Annotated in this window: 13 protein-coding genes; 7 read left to right on the top strand and 6 right to left on the bottom strand. The window is 61.1% G+C overall.

Going from position 1 to position 12,878, the window contains the following annotated elements:
- Positions 1-2: 2 nt before the first annotated feature.
- From ACQE2J_RS13960 to ACQE2J_RS13945, 4 genes are all read left to right on the top strand, one after another.
- A protein-coding gene (locus ACQE2J_RS13960) for an IS3 family transposase (RefSeq protein WP_425120641.1) occupies positions 3-1,237 on the top strand; the annotation gives its coding sequence in 2 pieces (ribosomal slippage) (positions 3-288 and positions 288-1,237; 1,236 coding nt in all).
- Positions 1,158-1,631, top strand: coding sequence for an ATP-binding cassette domain-containing protein (locus ACQE2J_RS13955; protein ID WP_426936500.1), 474 nt, complete (start codon positions 1,158-1,160; stop codon positions 1,629-1,631). Before ACQE2J_RS13960 ends, ACQE2J_RS13955 begins: the two co-directional genes overlap by 80 nt.
- Entirely contained in the window at positions 1,628-2,521 is an 894-nt protein-coding gene (locus ACQE2J_RS13950; RefSeq protein WP_009882354.1) for a metal ABC transporter permease, read from the top strand. The genes ACQE2J_RS13955 and ACQE2J_RS13950 overlap by 4 nt, the downstream gene beginning before the upstream one ends.
- A 53-nt stretch (positions 2,522-2,574) precedes the next feature.
- A complete protein-coding gene (locus tag ACQE2J_RS13945; RefSeq protein WP_426937521.1) occupies positions 2,575-2,820 on the top strand; it encodes a metal-dependent transcriptional regulator in 246 nt (81 codons plus the stop codon).
- Here ACQE2J_RS13945 and ACQE2J_RS13940 read toward each other — a convergent pair.
- A protein-coding gene (locus tag ACQE2J_RS13940) for an IS3 family transposase (RefSeq protein ID WP_425120636.1) occupies positions 2,810-4,269 on the bottom strand; the annotation gives its coding sequence in 2 pieces (ribosomal slippage) (positions 2,810-3,912 and positions 3,912-4,269; 1,461 coding nt in all). The two genes, ACQE2J_RS13945 and ACQE2J_RS13940, sit on opposite strands and share 11 nt — an antisense overlap.
- A gap of 118 nt (positions 4,270-4,387) precedes the next feature.
- Here ACQE2J_RS13940 and ACQE2J_RS13935 point away from each other — a divergent pair.
- The gene (locus tag ACQE2J_RS13935) at positions 4,388-4,744 is read left to right on the top strand and encodes a hypothetical protein (protein ID WP_426936499.1); all 357 of its coding nucleotides are present in this window, start codon (positions 4,388-4,390) and stop codon (positions 4,742-4,744) included.
- A gap of 18 nt (positions 4,745-4,762) precedes the next feature.
- Here ACQE2J_RS13935 and ACQE2J_RS13930 read toward each other — a convergent pair whose 3' ends face one another.
- Both ACQE2J_RS13930 and ACQE2J_RS13925 read right to left on the bottom strand, forming a co-directional pair.
- Positions 4,763-5,449: a metal-dependent transcriptional regulator gene (locus tag ACQE2J_RS13930; RefSeq protein ID WP_029416765.1), complete on the bottom strand. Its 687-nt coding sequence runs from the start codon at positions 5,447-5,449 to the stop codon at positions 4,763-4,765.
- Between the two features lie 74 nt (positions 5,450-5,523).
- Entirely contained in the window at positions 5,524-6,642 is a 1,119-nt protein-coding gene (locus ACQE2J_RS13925) for a peptidoglycan recognition protein family protein (protein WP_167854514.1), read from the bottom strand.
- Positions 6,643-7,574: 932 nt separating this feature from the next.
- Between ACQE2J_RS13925 and ACQE2J_RS13920 the strand changes: the two genes are divergently transcribed.
- The gene (locus ACQE2J_RS13920; RefSeq protein ID WP_101602041.1) at positions 7,575-8,480 is read left to right on the top strand and encodes an IS5 family transposase; all 906 of its coding nucleotides are present in this window, start codon (positions 7,575-7,577) and stop codon (positions 8,478-8,480) included.
- On the opposite strand, the gene ACQE2J_RS13915 is transcribed toward ACQE2J_RS13920, so the two are convergent.
- Complete coding sequence (locus ACQE2J_RS13915) at positions 8,458-9,354, bottom strand: serine hydrolase domain-containing protein (RefSeq protein ID WP_114382993.1); 897 nt, start codon at positions 9,352-9,354, stop codon at positions 8,458-8,460. The genes ACQE2J_RS13920 and ACQE2J_RS13915 overlap by 23 nt on opposite strands.
- Before the next feature lie 205 nt (positions 9,355-9,559).
- Here ACQE2J_RS13915 and ACQE2J_RS13910 point away from each other — a divergent pair.
- Positions 9,560-10,472, top strand: a protein-coding gene (locus tag ACQE2J_RS13910) for an IS5 family transposase (RefSeq protein ID WP_240690162.1) whose coding sequence is annotated in 2 segments (ribosomal slippage) — positions 9,560-9,931 and positions 9,933-10,472 — 912 coding nt in all. Because the reading frame shifts where the segments join, the coding sequence is not laid out codon by codon here.
- 281 nt (positions 10,473-10,753) lie between these two features.
- Here the strand turns inward: ACQE2J_RS13910 and ACQE2J_RS13905 are convergent.
- Positions 10,754-11,335 carry an FAD-dependent monooxygenase gene (locus ACQE2J_RS13905; protein ID WP_426936498.1) on the bottom strand — a complete coding sequence of 194 codons (582 nt, stop codon included), beginning with the start codon at positions 11,333-11,335 and terminating at the stop codon, positions 10,754-10,756.
- 33 nt (positions 11,336-11,368) lie between these two features.
- A protein-coding gene (locus ACQE2J_RS13900) for an IS3 family transposase (protein WP_425120636.1) occupies positions 11,369-12,828 on the bottom strand; the annotation gives its coding sequence in 2 pieces (ribosomal slippage) (positions 11,369-12,471 and positions 12,471-12,828; 1,461 coding nt in all).
- Positions 12,829-12,878: the final 50 nt, after the last annotated feature.

Below are 12,878 nucleotides of genomic sequence, written 5' to 3'. Positions count from 1 at the left end.
ACATGACTACCAACCAATCCCCGCGGCGGCCCCGCAGAGAGTTCACCTCGGAGTTCAAGGCCGACGCCGTCGCGATGGTCACCGACCTCGGGAAGTCCCGAGCCGAAGTCGCCCGCGACCTCGACATCAACGAGTCGACGCTGGGCCGGTGGGTCGCGAAGGCCACTGGCACTGAAGGAACCGGCTCCGGATCAGCTCGACGCGCTCCCGACGCCAACAGTGATGACCCGGCCGAGATGGCCAAGGAAATCGCTCGTTTGAAGCAGGAGAACGCGTTCTTGAAAAAAGCCGCGGCCTTCTTCGCGAAGGAACAGCCGTGAGCGCGAAGTACGAGCTGATCCACACCGAAGAAGGCGCCTTCCCCGTCACCTTGATGACCCAGATTCTGGGAATTGAGCGCACCGGCTACTATGCGTGGAAGAACCGGCAGGACACCGAACCGGACCCTGAGTCCAGGCGTGGTCGCCGCCAGATCGTCGCCGACCGGGTCTACGCCCTGTGGTTGGCGTCGAACAAGGTCTACGGCATTCGCCGGATCCACAAGGATCTCGCAGCCGAAGGGATCACCGTTTCGCTGGGGTTGGTCGCTGCGATCATGCGCGAGCTCGGGATCGCGGGTGTCCAACCCCGGGCAACGAAGCGAACCACGATCCCTGCCGCCGATGCCCAGGACAGGGCGGATCTGGTGCGGCGGGAGTTCAACCCGCCGGTACCCACGACGCATCTGGTCAGCGACATCACTTATCTGAAGACGGGTGAGGGGTGGTTGTTCCTGGCCACGGTCATCGATCTCACGACCCGGATGGTGGTGGGGTGGGCGACGGCGAAGCATATGCGCACGAGTCTGATCATCGATGCTCTTAAGGTCGCCTACCAGGGCGGATACGTTGCCGAGGGCGCAATAGCGCATTCGGATCGAGGCAGCCAGTACACCTCTGCGGAGTATGCGGAAGTCGCACGATTGATGCAGGTTCGCTTGTCAGTGGGCAGGACTGGGGTGTGTTGGGACAACGCGGTCGCGGAGGCGTTTTTCGCTTCGTTGAAGAATGAGATGTTCCATCGTCAGCGATTCGCTACTCGCGCAAGGGCACGGCTGGCGGTCGCGGAGTATATCGAGGTGTTCTACAACCGGAAGAGGCGTCACTCGGCGTTGGGCTATGAGATCCCTGCCCGGGCGATGGAGTCGTTCTTCGATCGCACCGAGACGGAATCATCGGCAGCCGACCGGGCTGCTTGAGGAAATAGTGTTCTCCTGTCGAAACAACTTGACACAGTCCAAGACCTTCGGTTCTCGACAGATCGGACAGTTGTCTGGTGGGCAGAAGAAACGCACATTTGTCGCTCGTGGACTTGCGCAAGGAGCCAACGTGCTATTGCTTGATGAACCCTTCGCTGGGGTAGATAAGAGCAGCGAATCGACCATCGTTCAACTGCTGCGTGAACTCGCCGATGAGGGGCACTGCGTGCTCATCTCCACTCACGATCTGCATGCTCTGCCACAACTGGCTGATGAGGCAATCCTTTTGCTGCAGTCAATCCTCTTTCAAGGTCCTGTCGCCGATGCTCTGCGCCCCGAGAACCTCTCACTGGCATTTGGTCTCGACATTCGAAGGGCAGAAGAATCCGAATGAACCTCTACAGTCTCGTCATCGAACCACTCCACTACGAATTCATGATCAGAGCACTGACCACCACAGTGCTCGCTGCAATCGTCTGCGCACTCTTATCGTGCTGGCTGATCCTGGTCGGCTGGTCTCTGATGGGTGACGCTGTTTCGCACGCAGTTCTTCCCGGGGTCGTCATTGCCTACATCGCAGGGATCCCCTTCGCCGCCGGTGCGCTGGTTTTCGGATTCATCGCAGTCGCAGCGATCGGCATTCTTCGAGGAACTAGTCGGATCAAGGAAGACGCTGCCATCGGCATCGTCTTTACGACCCTGTTTGCCCTGGGGCTAGTGCTGATCTCGACGACGCCGAGTCACACCGACCTCAATCACATCATCTTCGGCAACATCCTCGGCGTTTCGACTTCGGACCTTCGACAGATTGCGCTGCTTGCTGTCATCGCGTTCGCCGTCCTGATTGCCAAGCGCCGCGACCTGACTCTGTACGCATTTGATCCGACTCACGCTTACGCAATCGGCCTGTCGCCGCGGGTTCTCGGAGCGCTGCTGCTTGCACTCCTTGCTCTGACGACAGTGGTAGCACTTCAGGTTGTCGGTGTCATCCTGGTCGTGGCGATGCTCATCATTCCAGGAGCGACCGCCCACCTTCTCACCGATAGATTCAATCGAATGCTCCTCATCGCGCCCATCATGTCGGCGTTGTCCTCGGTGCTAGGGATCTACCTGAGTTACTGGTTGGATGCCTCATCTGGCGGTCTAGTTGTGCTTGTCCAAGGTGTCGTCTTCACCGGTGTTTACCTGTTCAGCCCCAGCCACGGGCTGATCGCCAAGTCGCGGCAACATCGCCGGACCAACGACCAGTGGAAGCGGCACTCGGCAGAGGCTCAAGTTCCGTGATCGACGAGTACCTCCGCGGTCTCTGGGAGCTGGAGGAGTCGAAAAACAAGTCCATGACCCGGGCCCAGCTTGCCGAGACTCTGCAACGCAGTCGGCCTGCAGTGACTCAGTACCTTCGAGTCCTCGCCAGTCACAATTTGGTCAGGCAGGAGCATTATGGGCCACTTTCATTGACCGAGGCCGGCGCGTGCAGGGCGCTGTCGGCTGTGCGCGCAGAAAGAATTTGCCGCTGCCACCTCTTTACGATTCTCAGTGTTCCATGGCACGGAACCTGTCAACCTTTTTGGGTCACTTGCTGAGCTTCGTCGTTGAGTTTGCTGGCGGGGTCTTCTCGTCCTGGTCGGGCGGGTTGATCCAGGCTGTGGTGGGCAATGCCGGCGGGACTGGGTGGTGGCGGACGAACCGCTCGGGGTGGGCCATATAGGCCTTCTCGAGGACGCTGGCGCGGTGGTCCCGGATCTCGGCGGCGTAGCCGTGGTGGACGTCGATCGGGGTGTGCATGCCGATCCCGGAGTGGCGGTGGACGGTGTTGTACCAGCGGTAGAACTTGCTGCAGAACGCTCTGGCGTCCTCGATCGAGCCGAACTTCTCGGGGAACTCGGGCCGATACTTCAACGTCTTGAACTGCGACTCTGAGTACGGGTTGTCGTTGGAGCAGTGGGGGCGGGAATGCGTCTTGGTCACGCCCAGGTCGGCCAGCAGGAACGCGACCGGTTTCGAGGCCATCGAGGAGCCGTTGTCCGCGTGGATGGTCAGCTGATCACGGTCCACGTCCTGCTTGGCGATGGTCTCGCCCAGCAGCTTTTCGGCCAGCGCCGCCGACTCGGCGGGGGCGACCATCCATCCCACCGTGTAGCGGGAGAAGATATCGATGATCGAGTACAGGTAGTAGTACGTCCACTTCACCGGACCGTGGAGCTTCGTGATATCCCACGACCACACCTGATTCGGGCCCTCAGCTGCGAGTTCGGGCTTGACCCGGGGCGGGTGCGTGGCCTGGCGGCGTCGCTCACGGACCTCGCCGCGGCGGCGTAGCAGGCGATACATCGTCGAGACCGAGCACAGGTAGACACCCTCATCGAGCAGGACCGCGTGAATCTCGGCCGGGGCCATGTCCACGAACCGCTGCGAGTGCAAGACCGCGAAGACCTCGGCCTCCTCGGCTTCGGTCAGGGCCCGCGGCTGCCGGGCCGGCTCGCGGCGCTGACGCGGCGGTGCCGGGGACTGGCGATGGCGGCGGTAGTGGGTGGCCCGAGACCGTCCCACCGCCCGGCAGGCTGCTTTGGTGCCCACCAGCTCGGTGAGCTCGGTGATCGTCTCGTCGATCATCGCTTCTCGGGCTTGTCGTTGCTGCTGGTCGAGAACTGGTCCAGCAGCGCTGAGAGTTTTCCCTGGACCTCGATCACCGCCTCGGCCTTGTCCAGATCCGACCGCAACCGCTCATTTTCCTTCCGCAACCGCGCGGCTTCCTTCTGGGCTGCTGTGGCCGGTGCCGCGCCCCCGGAGCGACCCAGTGCCTCTTTGGCTCCGCGGTCGCGCTGGTCTCGCCAGGCGCTGATCAGCGAGGTATACAAGCCCTCCCGGCGCAGCAACGCGCCTCTGCCTTCGCGGTCCGCATTCTCGTACTCTGCCAGGATCTCGGCCTTGTACTTCGCGCTGTAGCGACGCCGGCAGGCCTTGGGCGGGACCTGCGGGTCAGGGACTTCATCCATACCCCCAGAATGCCTCGACTCGATCGGAGTTGTCATCGTTGTGTTCATCGCGGGGATACCTCCTCCCGCCCTCTACGACACCAAACCGGACCATCCGGGTGTCTCATCTAAGGCTGACACAGAGGGGCACCGCGTATTGAAAGAGGCATCGGTGATGGCAATGGCACTGAGCTCCGATGTCGTGGAGACGATGGCTGCTCTTGCCTGCAGCCCCGAGCTCGATCCCTATGGCAACCGAATACCAACAAAGGTAGACGATCTGCGACCGGGAGACGGCGAACCTCTCGCCGCTCTCCCGACTGCTCACCTACTTCAAGTTTCGAGAATTGGACGCGCCCCTGAGCATCTACTCTTCGAACTGGAGCGGAAGAACATCCTTCCGGGCACCCACATCACCCTCGAGAAACACCCTGATGGCCAGAGCAGTCTCACATTGGAGCCAGACGATAACGTTGTAGTCCTCAGCGACGATGCCTCCGAGTATGTCTACGCAACTTCAACAATTCAGTAGCGCCGTTCTTACGACAACTCACGCAGCAGAGCACGGGGATACCCACATGGCGTCGCTGGCCGTGCGCCCGAGCGTCACGCCAGCTCCATTGCCTCCCTCAAGGTGAATCACAATAGAATCAGAGAATGGAGGACCCGCTTCGGTGCTGAAATACGATCCGACATGAATGCCGTACTCAGCCAGAAACTGCAAAAGGTTGGGATCGGAATCCGAAATCCGCTCGACACGGACTCGGCTTCCCGTTCCGACGTGTGTCAATGGGATCGCAGCCGGGCGATCAATGGTTCCGTCTGCAGCTGGAATGGGGTCTCCGTGAGGGTCGCGATCGGGGTGGTCGAGATGTTCGGCGATACGGTCGACCATGAAGTCTGACACCGCATGTTCGAGGGTCTCGGCTTCGTTATGCACCTGGTCCCAGGTGTATCCGAGGACCTCGACGAGGAAGGTCTCGATGAGGCGGTGACGACGGACCATCGCAAGGGCATAGACTCGACCTTGTGCCGTCAGAGCAATTGACCCGTACGGCGTGTGCGCGACGAGCCCCTCGTCCGAGAGTTTGCGAATCGCGTCGGATGTCGTTGACTGCCTGACCCCAACCTTCTGGGCAAGCGCGGTGGTCGTGACGGGAGCATCAGACCACTCGCCCAAACTCCAAAGTGCTTTCAGATAGTTTTGGGCGCTGTCAGAGAGTTCAGTGACGGACATGGTCGAAGATTACCAAACTGTTCTGTCCGTCCGATCGTCAGCCCGTTTGCTTGGGTTCTTCACAGTTTTTGCGTTCAGGTTCGTGCATCACGAGCGTTGCTATCGATGACGCCGGGGACAAGGTCAGGCTGTCTGTCAGATTCGTCCTTGTTCTCATCCTCTTCGCCCGCGCCCGCCTTCTTCCCAGTTTGGTAGTCATCGGCGGCCTGACGGATCGAGTCGAATTTGGCGTAGAACCCGTCGCCGGGACAGCTTGTTTGGCCAACGTCGCGATGTCCGACAATCGCTTTCATCTCCTCCCCGGCTAGTGATGTCGAGCCACCCGCTTTCACCCCGCTCAAGGACAGCTTCCACCCGACCACCTCCGCGACCGCATCAAGAGTGCGCTGGGGCGGTGCCTTCTTGTCATAGTCGCCGAGCACGGAAATGCCGAACGATCCTGTGTTGTACCCGGCGGCGTGAGCGCCGACTACGGCCTTCTTTACCCCGCCTGCGCGCCCCTCCCAGAGTCTTCCGTATTTGTCGACGAGCATGTTGTAGCCGATGTCCGACCACCCTCGACCCGTGATGTGAAACGACTGGATCCCTCGTAGAATCGCAGGCACATCCTCTGCGGCATAGTCGTTGTTGCCATCGGTGTGATGGATCACTGCGGCGGAGACTGAGTCCGCGATCGTGGGAGAATTTCGTACCAGTTTTTCGCTCGCACCCCAGTCTTTACGGGTAGCGACTTCGGGCTGGACAACAGAGTTCTTCGCCACGTTGGCCGCCGATGCTGCGCATAGTGGACAGGTGCATCCGCCCGTCCGTGTGCAAGGTGGTACCGAGGCGTGGTCAATTGAGTGGGCATGCTGCGACACCTCCCGATCAACCGATTCCGAACTCTTGGGCGCATTCTCTGCCACCAGTTCTGAATCGCCGGGGTGCCTCTTCGAAGCGACACTGACGACCTTGGCATCGGCTGGACTGCCGCCGTCACCGAGAACACGCAACTGAATACTGTCTGTATCAGTGGTGTAGTAGGGGTCCGTGCCGCGCGAGCCCTCCCCGGCATCCGAAGCATGCAGGTGCTGCCACCCGGACCAGCGGCCATTCGTGTGAGTTCTGATCTCGAACTCGACCCGAACGTCGTCGTCGAATGCGATTCCTACGACATTCGGTGACGCTGACGGCAGATCGATGACATCGGACAATGCCGAAATCGTGATTCCGTCCGTAGTTTCAGCGGCACCTGATCCCGTTGGCGCTGCAAGGTCCCCATCCTTACGATCATCGGACACATGAGGGCTCTCGGTCGACGATGGGCTCGTCACGGCTTGGTCCTGTGCATGAGCGACAACGGCGCTGGTGAAATGAGCCGAAGTATCACGAAGGCTCTGCGGAGCGCGCAGCAACGGCGGCAGGGATGTGGTCTTCGTCCGCGTGACTGACCTCGTCGTCGACGATGCGTCCCTGGCCCCTGCCGAAAGTGCCCCGGTTGCGCTGATTCCAGACAGCGGAGACTCAGAGACTTCAGGATCGCCGGAGTGCAGCGACGCGGAGGCGGGTGGAAGGCCGATGTTCACCGCCAACGCCAGGGATCCGGCTGCCGAAAGTGTGAGTAGCTTCGTATGCATGAAGGTCCTTCTCGGGGGAAGTTCGTGAAAGGCATGTTCAGGGTATCGGCTTAACGAACAAAAGTCTATGTTCAGTAGATTACACGTTGCAGGAACAGTGCACTACGGTGCGCAGTCAAGCGACACGACAGTGTCGCACGACATCGACAGACGTATTTCGGAGTAGCCGAGGGGTTCGTTCACGAGCGCTGGGTGGGATGGTGTCGACGAGACTCGTTGAGGGCACTATCGAGTTTGATTCTGGAAATCGGTCGTCGGCCTCGGAGCGTGACCTCGACTGAAGAGGCCCGCCGAGTTGAAGTTGTTCAATGATTTCAGATGCCGGGGCCGCGTTCATGGTCTTCATGGGTATTGTCGCAACATGTTCGATCGATCACGGGTTTCGCCTCGAGCTTGGCTGGCTCTCGGGCCAACGATCGTTACGATGCGAGCCGATTAGTGCTTCGGATCCCGAGACGAACTAGGGCGCGTTGATCAAGTGGTGTCGTGTTCGTGCGGGCGAGTCTTGGGTGGTGGCGCGACGCGAGATCTCGGACGAGGTGTGGGCTGTGATGGAGCCGTTGATGCCGACGGCGTCGGGGCGTTCTCGGCCGTGGTCGGATCACCGGCTCGCGGTCGAGGGGATGGCGTGGAAATACCGCACGGGTGCGCCTTGGCGGGATGTGCCGGAGCGGTTCGGGAAGTGGAACTCGATCTACAAGCGGTTTGCCCGGTGGTCTGAGGATGGCACCTGGGAGAAGCTGCTGGCTGAGGTGCAGAAGCAGGCAGACGCGGCCGGGAAGGTCGACTGGGTTGTGTCGATCGATTCCACGATCGCGCGCGTGCATCAGCACGGCGCGACACTGAAGCGGGACGAGGGGGCTCTCTCGAATCACAAGGATCCGTGGATCGAACCGCCTGACCACGCTATTGGGCGCTCTCGTGGCGGGTTGACCACCAAGCTGCATCTCGTCGCCGATGGGCGCGGCAGGCCGCTGGGGATGGTGATCACGGGAGGGAACGTCAACGACACCACGATGATGACCGCCGTGCTCGAGGACATCTGCGTCCCTCGCGCCGGCAAGGGCAGGCCTCGAACCCGGCCGGAGCGTGTCCTCGCGGACAAGGGCTATCCGTCGAAGGCGAACCGAGCATGGCTGCGCGCCCGGGGCATCGCCGCCACGATCCCCGAACGCGACGACCAGATCGCTCACCGCCGCAGGAAGCCTGGCCGCCCCATCGACTTCGGCCACCAGCAGCAAGAACGCTACAAGGGTCGCAACGTCGTCGAGCGGTGCTTCAATCGCCTCAAGCAGTGGCGCGGGATCGCGATGCGCTCAGACAAGCTGGCCCGCAACTACCGCGCCGGCATCAGCCTCGCTACCACGCTGATCTGGATCAAGACCGAGGTCATTAGCCTGCCAAGCGGGTGGTAGCCGATGCCCTGTGAGAATTTCGCTTGAGGCGTGCAGCGGTCTTGTTGACCCGCCCTGCGTTGTGCCCCAGAGTATGCACAGTAACCGCCTTCAACCCGTCATAGGAAATCCCGACGAACGCGGCATGATCCAAGGTTCCCCCGTCATGCCAGTATTGTTCTCCGTCATCCCCCCACCCGAATGGTTTTTCCCCAGGCGTTTGCTGTGCGCGGGTAATGGCGTACCGTTCGAGCGCATCGAAGGTGCCGTGGAGGCCTCCCGCGCCGACGAATGGACCAGAAAGCTTCCACTGCCTGCACGCGCGGCCAGTCCAGGTATGGAGGACGGGAACACTATTTGGATCTGGGTCTATCGAGACGTCCGTGACTCCGAGCGGGGTAAAGACGTGTCGCTCCGCGAGCGTCCACCAGTCGTTCCCGGTGGCCACCTCAAGCAGACGCGTGAGGACCGCGTATCCAAGATTCGAGTACTCGAACGAGCCCACAGGGCCGCGCAGTTGCTCTGATATGTCAGGCAAAACGTCGGAGTCGAAGCGCTCAGTGGTGTACTTCGCGTAAGGATCGCGAGCATCGGCCGTAGTCTTGATCATTCCCTTGGGCAGCCTCGGTAGCCCCGAGGTGTGTTCCGCAAGACTGCGAACATCCACTTCCCTCGGGAGTCCTGTCTCCGGCAGAAACTCGCTCACGGGCGATGACAAACTGATCGAGCCCTCACGGTCAAGAAGCTCTGCAATCCGGGCAGTGACAGTCTTTGTGACAGATCCCCACTCAAGCATCGGATCCCCCTGGTGCAACGACCCGGTCTGCTCCACCTCGATGCGCCCAGCGTTCCGGAAGCGGTAAGCCTCGCTCTTCGTGCGCACTATCCAGCTCATGACGCCAAGCCTATCTGCGCAGCTCAAAGAGGTCGAAGTAAATGTTCACCGGGCTTTCGCGGAGCGCGGTCAAGGTGCTCCAGCTCACTCAGTAAGATCCGGCGCCAACCCCGAGCAACTGTCCATCGGAACCTGTCGGACTTGTTCAACGCGCCCTAGGGCGTGTCTCCTTTATTGACGATTCCAGGACTGACACGGTGGGTTCATGACGACAAATCAACGACACCGAGTATTCACTGATGAGCAGTGGGAGAAAATCGAACCACTGTTGCCCTCAAACGTCGGCAAAAGAGCCCGACCGTTTGAGAACAACCGTCGAATCGTCGAAGGAATCGTCTACCGATACCGGGCCGGCACCGCCTGGCGCGACTTGCCACGCGAGCACTTCGGCCCCTGGCAGACAGTATGGAAACGCCACCGCCGCTACGCCGCCGACGGCACCTGGGACCGTGTGCTGGCCCACGTGCTTTCTGATGCCGATGCTGCCGGTGACATCGATTGGAACGTCTCCGTCGATGGCACCATCAACCGTGCCCACCAGCATGCAACGAACACGACACGCCCTGACCAAGACACAGGGGGCTACGTCGAATTACAAGAATTCTCCCGATTCGGAGTGTGAGCCGGCCGGGCACGGCATCGGTCGCTCGCGTGGTGGGCTGACGACGAAGATCCACCATGCCGTCGACGGTAAGGGTCGGCCTTTGGCGGTGGTGGTCACCGGCGGGCAACGTCACGACGGGGTGATTCTGCCGCAGGTCCTGGCTGATATTCGAGTGCCCCGGGCTGGTGGTGGGCGTGCTCGCACATGCCCGGACTCCGTTCTGGCGGATCGTGCCTATGGGTCCAGAGGCAACCGCGATTACCTGCGTTCGCGTGGAATCCGCACAGTGATCCCGGAGAAGAAAGACCAGATCGCGACTCGAAAGAAGCGCGGTAGCAAAGGTGGGCGACCGCCGGCGTTCGATGCCGCCGCGTATCGGAACCGCAATGTCGTCGAGCGTTCGTTTGCCTACGTCAAGCAATGGCGAGGGCTAGCGACGAGATACGACAAGCTCGCCATCACCTATCGAGCGGCAGTCGTGCTCAGCGCGATCCTGACATGGCTCCGCCGATAAAGGAGACATGCCCTAGCCACATTCGGGATGTTGTTCCGGTCCGATACAGAATTCAACAAAGGTGGGGCCAGCAGGCAACCGACTCAGTATATATTTCGCTACTGGGGTGGATTGCCGAACTCAACGGTCAAACTCAATTTTGGGCCGAGTAGCCCACAAATGGCCGCGAGATGGCTTCTTGACCAGAAAGCTCCACGACGTTACATTAGGGTGCCGAAGTAGCAGCCACCTCAGGACATTCTCTATTTCGTGGACCAATGTTGGACAGTCAACGCTCCGGTCTATCGGCCAGAAGGTGGTCCGAACCATCGCTTAAGATGATCGTAAAGAACTGACTGGTCAATGCCGGACCATGCGACGTAGCCGTCCGGTCGAATCAACATCGATGGCATTGTGGTCGTCTGGACTGTTTGGATGTAGTCGACCCGCTGGCTCCACGGTGCAGCGCTGCTGACGAGCGTTCCTCCAGTAGTATCGACGAGAATCGGTCGTGCAGAACGCAAGAGTTCGGCCAGTCGGACTTTGTGTCCGTCGCAGAGCGTCAGTTCGATCGTCGGCGCGAACCAGCCTGCCAGTTCTCCGTCTCCCATATTGTAACGAACGTCAGATCCAGCAATCAGGTCCGCGATGAGCTGAAGATTGTCTTTGTTGTTGAGAAGCTCGCTGAAGAGTTCTCGAAGCGCGGTGACGTCGGAGCCCGGGGACATTAGAGCCGTTTGTGCTTGAGTTTGCATGAAGACTCTGTCTCCCAACGGTCTACGCTCAGACTCGTATGTGCTGAGTAGATCTTTGGGTGCCCAGCCGTCGATGTCGGCGGCAATCTTCCACGCCAGATTCGCGGCATCCTGAAGAGCAAGATTCAAACCGGGTCCGCGGAACCTGTCAACCTTTTTGGGTCACTTGCTGAGCTTCGTCGTTGAGTTTGCTGGCGGGGTCTTCTCGTCCTGGTCGGGCGGGTTGATCCAGGCTGTGGTGGGCAATGCCGGCGGGACTGGGTGGTGGCGGACGAACCGCTCGGGGTGGGCCATATAGGCCTTCTCGAGGACGCTGGCGCGGTGGTCCCGGATCTCGGCGGCGTAGCCGTGGTGGACGTCGATCGGGGTGTGCATGCCGATCCCGGAGTGGCGGTGGACGGTGTTGTACCAGCGGTAGAACTTGCTGCAGAACGCTCTGGCGTCCTCGATCGAGCCGAACTTCTCGGGGAACTCGGGCCGATACTTCAACGTCTTGAACTGCGACTCTGAGTACGGGTTGTCGTTGGAGCAGTGGGGGCGGGAATGCGTCTTGGTCACGCCCAGGTCGGCCAGCAGGAACGCGACCGGTTTCGAGGCCATCGAGGAGCCGTTGTCCGCGTGGATGGTCAGCTGATCACGGTCCACGTCCTGCTTGGCGATGGTCTCGCCCAGCAGCTTTTCGGCCAGCGCCGCCGACTCGGCGGGGGCGACCATCCATCCCACCGTGTAGCGGGAGAAGATATCGATGATCGAGTACAGGTAGTAGTACGTCCACTTCACCGGACCGTGGAGCTTCGTGATATCCCACGACCACACCTGATTCGGGCCCTCAGCTGCGAGTTCGGGCTTGACCCGGGGCGGGTGCGTGGCCTGGCGGCGTCGCTCACGGACCTCGCCGCGGCGGCGTAGCAGGCGATACATCGTCGAGACCGAGCACAGGTAGACACCCTCATCGAGCAGGACCGCGTGAATCTCGGCCGGGGCCATGTCCACGAACCGCTGCGAGTGCAAGACCGCGAAGACCTCGGCCTCCTCGGCTTCGGTCAGGGCCCGCGGCTGCCGGGCCGGCTCGCGGCGCTGACGCGGCGGTGCCGGGGACTGGCGATGGCGGCGGTAGTGGGTGGCCCGAGACCGTCCCACCGCCCGGCAGGCTGCTTTGGTGCCCACCAGCTCGGTGAGCTCGGTGATCGTCTCGTCGATCATCGCTTCTCGGGCTTGTCGTTGCTGCTGGTCGAGAACTGGTCCAGCAGCGCTGAGAGTTTTCCCTGGACCTCGATCACCGCCTCGGCCTTGTCCAGATCCGACCGCAACCGCTCATTTTCCTTCCGCAACCGCGCGGCTTCCTTCTGGGCTGCTGTGGCCGGTGCCGCGCCCCCGGAGCGACCCAGTGCCTCTTTGGCTCCGCGGTCGCGCTGGTCTCGCCAGGCGCTGATCAGCGAGGTATACAAGCCCTCCCGGCGCAGCAACGCGCCTCTGCCTTCGCGGTCCGCATTCTCGTACTCTGCCAGGATCTCGGCCTTGTACTTCGCGCTGTAGCGACGCCGGCAGGCCTTGGGCGGGACCTGCGGGTCAGGGACTTCATCCATACCCCCAGAATGCCTCGACTCGATCGGAGTTGTCATCGTTGTGTTCATCGCGGGGATACCTCCTCCCGCCCTCTACGACACCAAAC

Source organism: Brevibacterium sp. LE-L, assembly GCF_050214925.1.
GTDB lineage: Bacteria > Actinomycetota > Actinomycetes > Actinomycetales > Brevibacteriaceae > Brevibacterium.
The sequence above is the reverse complement of the archived record's forward strand: the minus strand, read 5'-3'. Positions and strand labels throughout refer to the sequence as shown.

Bases quoted from the DNA above. Each gene is read 5' to 3' on its own strand.
- ACQE2J_RS13955 (WP_426936500.1), top strand. From the start codon at position 1,158: ATGAGATCCCTGCCCGGGCGATGGAGTCGTTCTTCGATCGCACCGAGA.
- ACQE2J_RS13950 (WP_009882354.1), top strand. From the start codon at position 1,628: ATGAACCTCTACAGTCTCGTCATCGAACCACTCCACTACGAATTCATG.
- ACQE2J_RS13945 (WP_426937521.1), top strand. From the start codon at position 2,575: ATGACCCGGGCCCAGCTTGCCGAGACTCTGCAACGCAGTCGGCCTGCA.
- ACQE2J_RS13935 (WP_426936499.1), top strand. From the start codon at position 4,388: ATGGCAATGGCACTGAGCTCCGATGTCGTGGAGACGATGGCTGCTCTT.
- ACQE2J_RS13930 (WP_029416765.1), bottom strand. From the start codon at position 5,449: ATGTCCGTCACTGAACTCTCTGACAGCGCCCAAAACTATCTGAAAGCA.
- ACQE2J_RS13915 (WP_114382993.1), bottom strand. From the start codon at position 9,354: ATGAGCTGGATAGTGCGCACGAAGAGCGAGGCTTACCGCTTCCGGAAC.